Raw genomic sequence first — 5,299 nt, 5'->3', positions numbered from 1 at the left:
CTGGGCTTTACTCCTACTACCAGTTCTATGATTGATAAAATTTTGGCTGTAGCTCTTGATTTAATCAATCCTAAACATTTAAGAAATTGGTTTGCTCATTGTTGTTACTGTACCTCATAGCAGCGCGAAGCGCTGTATCTGGTGTGACTGCGTAAGTCCTGATTTAGTTAAAAAGCCATTTTTGCACCCCAAAAATTCCGACCAAGCCCAATAAAGCCAGAGGCACAACTGTTGAGGGTTCAGGGACTTTTTCCGCCACGGTAACATCTGAGCGACTGATAAAATCGTAGCTATCGCCCCCACCGGAACCAGTAAATCCTAAACTTAACTTTACACTGCCACAGCCAACTGTATCGCAGGTTAGTATACCGCCTCCGGATAACGGTTCATAAGGATGGCTATCTCCACTTCCATCTGGCGAACCGGGTGGGAAAGATGCTTGAGAACCGAGAGTGAAGGAATCTACAACCGTACCCATCGCATCCAAAAAGTCATACTGTAATAATCCGGGAGTTGTTAAACTTACTCCATTTTTAGGTGTACTCCCATCCGTTAACACACCGGAAAAAGAACTGGCGATCGCAACATTGGGAACCAAAACCAGGTACTACGATGGGAGTACCATCAGGAAATAAGGCAATAGCTTCAACGGGTAAATTAGCCCTCCAAGTTTGGGAAGACTGGTTGATGGTAATATATCCTGTTTCTTGCTCTCCCTCAAGCCGAATGAGAACGATAGATGGATCAAAACCATAAGGGGATAAATCTACAGGGTCAACCGATTGCAGATTGAGTTCGTGAATTAGGAGTGGAACAGTACAAGAACCTTCGACAAAAGTACAATCTTCTAGTCGTTCTAGGGTTGTATCAGAAAGGGAGAGTTCTGGATAAACTGGAGTGCCTACGAGAGTAACTATACCAATTTCTGGTAAGACGATTGAACTCTCTCCATTACCAAAGGTGAGGAATTGGTCAAACCCTTTCGCCAAATCTACTGCCTTCGCAGATTGGGGAATACTCAAAGTCGCGATCGCGCTCAGCCCGACAACTCCCAAAACCGACGCAGTTTTACCAACAAAACTCATAAGTCAATGCTCCTAATTGAAATTTACACAAACAATAGATGATACTCGCACTCAGGAATAGCACAAAATGTTCTTGTAGGTTGGGTAGAGCGATAGCGTTACCCAACAGGCTAACGATCTATGGCGTTGGGTTACTCTTCGAGAAGGCTCCGCCTACGTTCCTCAACCCAACCTACTCACTTTTGTTGCAATCAATTTTCTGATTAAACGCTATGTAGGTAAAAATGCTATTTATTTTTCTGTAATTACCTACATGCATGACGCCGTAACTTAATGCCTCACTTGATGAAATTAAGACATATCTTTTTTGTTACGCTTTCTTGAAGATTGTTTCTTGAATAATGCGCCAAATCCTAGAGCAGTGGCTGAACCAAGGATAGTGAGAGGTTCGGGCGCAGGGGGATGTACAACATGAGTTCCCGTTCCTGCATCATGCGTAACCTGACCAATTACGAAGAAATCATCAAAGCCAGCCTGAGGATTTAGGTGAACATTGGCAGCTTGATCTGTAGCAGGAGGAGACTCTACTTTTGTTAGACCTTTAAACGTATGAGTCCATTCTCCAGAGGCTGTAAAGTGTTTTTCAAAGTCACAGGTTTCTACTATTTCTACTGGACACGGTATAGCATCTCCTCCACCTACTGGTTTGAACATAGCAGTAAAGAACACATAAAAGGAAGATGAAAAAGTTCCCTGACTAGGATCTGTATCAGGATTTTCATGGTTGATAGTCATCGTTCCTGTTGACGGTTTACCCTCTGTTAGATTAACAAAAATATCATATCCATTTACAGAGTTTACGCTTTTCAAGGATAGAGCTACCACTTCAATAGCAGTCATTCCGGAATCACCGACATCGAGCGCCACATCATCTTTGCGCTCAACAATAGTATCAGCTAGTCCGACATTATTTCCTTGAAACGTACCAATAGGATTACCTTCAAAATCAATTTTGCCAATAGTTCCTCCAAAATCAAAAAATGTTCCATCAGTAGTTTGGAAATAGTCAGAACCTAGCCGAACACCTGCAGCTTCAGCCGACTCCACAACACCCAAAGTCGCGATCGCACTCAACCCAACAACCCCAAAAACCGATGCAGTCTTACCAACAAAACTCATAACAACACTCCAAATTTACACAAACACTATTTGACACTCCCAGACATAAAATCCAGTATTCCCAGGCTCAGACAGCCATTAAAAGGACTTACATTCTGATATCGAATCATCGCAAACTCATCCTTAGGCGTCACTTTCCGGGTGTCTTACGGTAGCTAAATCATCAATACAATATCTGTATTTACTCTGTAACAGAACTGACATTTTATGCCAAAACCTCTGCGTCCCTCTGCGCCAACCTCTGCGAACCTCTGCGTTTAAAAAAATCTGATATTGACTCATCACAAACTCATCCTTAAACGTTAACCCATTACTTCCGCCCAATCCCCCAGCACAACCTTATGCCAACCCGGTGATAAAACCAACCGTTCCTCATGCACATCACCCTTACTATCACGCCACTTCAACTCAACCGGAATCACTGTATTCTTAACCCCTTCACCCAAACCAAAATGTAACTCCGGACTACGTGCGCCAGAATGCCCATTACCCCCATCTACCTGCGCCACCAATTGCCGTCCATCCGGCAAATAAACCGTCGCCGCCGCACCAATTGCTGGAGAATTTGCCGCTGTCGTTCCGGGAATCTCTCGCACCAAATGCAACCCCAGAAACTCGCCTACTTTTTGACTCTGATTGCGATAGAAATAAGACTTATCCCATTGATTGGCAATAGCAAAATCCAAATCTCCATCCCCATCCACATCAGCCGTCGCAATCCCCCGCGTCACCTGGGGTTTATCCAGTCCCAAATCTGGGGCTAAATCATAATAACGACCATTCGCGGCTTGCACAAAAAACGGATTATGCTGATGTCCACTTAAATCATCCCCAGCTTGCAACTGAAACCAACTACTCGGACGACTCAATAATTGGTCATTTCCCATCGCCAACTCCTGTAATTCGGGCCAGCGATTTACCTCACCTTTCGCAAAACCCGTCGCCTGAAGTGCCTCTAAATTACCATCATTATCAAAATCGCCAAACTTGGTTTCCCAACCCCAACCACTACGAGATAAACCCAAAGGTTCACTACTATCAACGTAGGGAGCGATTCCTTGATTCATCTTATCAGTCTTTCCCGTACTTGTAAACAAAAAATGACTTTCTTCTAAGGCATATTCCGCCGCAATATTACTCACATAAATATCCAGCAAGCCATCTCCATTCACATCACCAAAATCGACACCCATCCCTTTAAAGCCATCACGCCCCAACACCTTAGAATTCGGCGTCGTCAACCCCTTCTCCCCATCCAAAACCGCAAACGCCAACTGTCCCGGTTGAGAACGATTATGCAGCAAGTGATCCGGACCAAAATCATTAGCAAAATAGAGTTCTGGCAACATATCCCCATCCAAATCCGCCGCACCAGCCCCTAATGTCCAACCGTGAGCAATAATCGGATCAAATACACCCTCAACCTCTTCAAAATTCACCGTTGGCTGAGTTCCTAAACTTACCCCCACCCAACGCAAAATCCGATTCTTACCGCCGTTATAAGCACGAGTCATGGAATGCTGCATCGCCTCCACTCCCGTACCCTTGTGATTGAGAATTTCTGCCCCATCCTGGAAATAATTACCAATAATCAAATCCTGATGTCCATCTCCATCTAAATCCGCAAACGTTGCTGCATTCGTATACCATCGTTCACCCGTTGAAACGATTTCCCGTTGAACATAATTTCCTCTTTGTAACGACGTACCTTGGCTCAGAAAGGCAATCGGCGTGCGTCCCCAATAATAAACCAGAACATCCATCACCCCATCTTCATTCAAATCCCCTGGTAAACACCCCATCGGTGCCATTGTTGAGGAATCATAAGCTAAACGTGGCGCTAATTCAAAGGGTTTATACCGTTGAGATGTCCCCGGTACAGGAGCAATAATGGCTTGGTCAGTACGCGGATCAACATAACAACTATCATTGGATAAACCATCGCCATCTAAATCATTCAGTGCTACTGCCGCACCCACCGCCGATATCCAGCCCGAATGACGTTCTAAACTGGGATGAACTGAGCGTATATATTTTCGGGGATATCCCGTTAATTCAGGTAATGGTGTAGTGGTGAAATTAAAATGAGAGGCTAAAACATTCCGTTCAGTAGCTGACAATGCGGGTAAGCGAGTCAAGCCAAATAATCCGATAATTATGGCGATTGCCACTAAGCGTTTAATATGGCGTTTAATCAACCGACTAAAAAGTCTCATAATTTTAAATCCGCTGTTGTTCGTAGTAAGCGCTTTAGCGCTTCTAGTAAGCTTCATCCCCTGAACCTTTTAATCATGGTGCGTTACGCTCCGCTAACGCACCCTACGGGGTAATTTTATGTACCAACATTACGAGTGAAATTAATGGTTTGTTCTCCTAATGATTACAAATTGGAAAAATCGTGCAGTGGACTTATATTGAAGTCACTGATTTAAGCGTTTGTAGTTAGCCGTAAACTGTATAGCGCTAAAGCGCTGACTACGAACTGTGTATGGCGCTAAAGCGCAATTACGAACGAAATTGAGCTTGAATGCGTCGCCGCCAAACTTCATACGCGGGTAACTCATCCTCTGGTTTTCCTTTCAATTTGGCTGGGGAAGTTGTTGGTAAATCTTGGAGTGCGATATCTGTAATTTCAGCCGCCGCCTCAGCCGACATCCCACATAAAACCTGACATGCCATTTGGGTATGGGCGGTTAAATTCCTCGCCCGCAACTGGGCTTTTGCCGCAAATGCTGCGCCTTGAGCTAATTCTGGCTGATACTTTCCCGCCGCCATTTTTAACGCTGTAATCCCTTCACTGTCTACGCCGCCTGCATAGGTACAAGCTAAACCAATCCCACCCGAATCGCAAGGGGCTACCCCTTCAACGAAGTAAGGGGTAGGGGGATAGCGGAAAATGCGAGGGGTCAATCCCCGAAGTATTTTCAATCTCTCTCTTTCTATCCCATGTAGTGGTATAGTTTAGCCATGAAACAAGTTCTCACAATAGTTGTAAAGCTCCAACCCTCTCCTGAACAAGTTGCCTTCTTAGAGGCAACTCTTCAGGCGTTTGCGGACGCTTGTAACTACGTGAACGAAAACACAGACCCTAAGCT

The 5,299-nt window shown here is 44.7% G+C and carries 5 protein-coding genes; all 5 read right to left on the bottom strand.

Annotation, left to right across the window (positions count from 1 at the left end):
* Nucleotides 1-163: 163 nt before the first annotated feature.
* Complete coding sequence (locus RIG27_RS08980) at nt 164-598, bottom strand: PEP-CTERM sorting domain-containing protein (protein ID WP_446344375.1); 435 nt, start codon at nt 596-598, stop codon at nt 164-166.
* Nucleotides 534-1,085, bottom strand: a complete 552-nt coding sequence (locus tag RIG27_RS08975; protein WP_446344373.1) for a hypothetical protein — start codon at nt 1,083-1,085, stop codon at nt 534-536. Before RIG27_RS08975 ends, RIG27_RS08980 begins: the two co-directional genes overlap by 65 nt.
* 291 nt (nt 1,086-1,376) lie before the next feature.
* Nucleotides 1,377-2,204: a PEP-CTERM sorting domain-containing protein gene (locus RIG27_RS08970; RefSeq protein WP_446344371.1), complete on the bottom strand. Its 828-nt coding sequence runs from the start codon at nt 2,202-2,204 to the stop codon at nt 1,377-1,379.
* A gap of 302 nt (nt 2,205-2,506) precedes the next feature.
* Nucleotides 2,507-4,420: a CRTAC1 family protein gene (locus RIG27_RS08965; RefSeq protein WP_446344370.1), complete on the bottom strand. Its 1,914-nt coding sequence runs from the start codon at nt 4,418-4,420 to the stop codon at nt 2,507-2,509.
* Nucleotides 4,421-4,709: 289 nt separating this feature from the next.
* Nucleotides 4,710-5,114, bottom strand: coding sequence for a DUF1702 family protein (locus RIG27_RS08960; RefSeq protein WP_446344368.1), 405 nt, complete (start codon nt 5,112-5,114; stop codon nt 4,710-4,712).
* Nucleotides 5,115-5,299: the final 185 nt, after the last annotated feature.

Source organism: Coleofasciculus sp. F4-SAH-05, assembly GCF_040222985.1.
GTDB lineage: Bacteria > Cyanobacteriota > Cyanobacteriia > Cyanobacteriales > Coleofasciculaceae > Coleofasciculus > Coleofasciculus chthonoplastes.
Note: the sequence above shows the minus strand (reverse complement) of the source record. Positions and strands in the feature narration are given on the sequence as shown.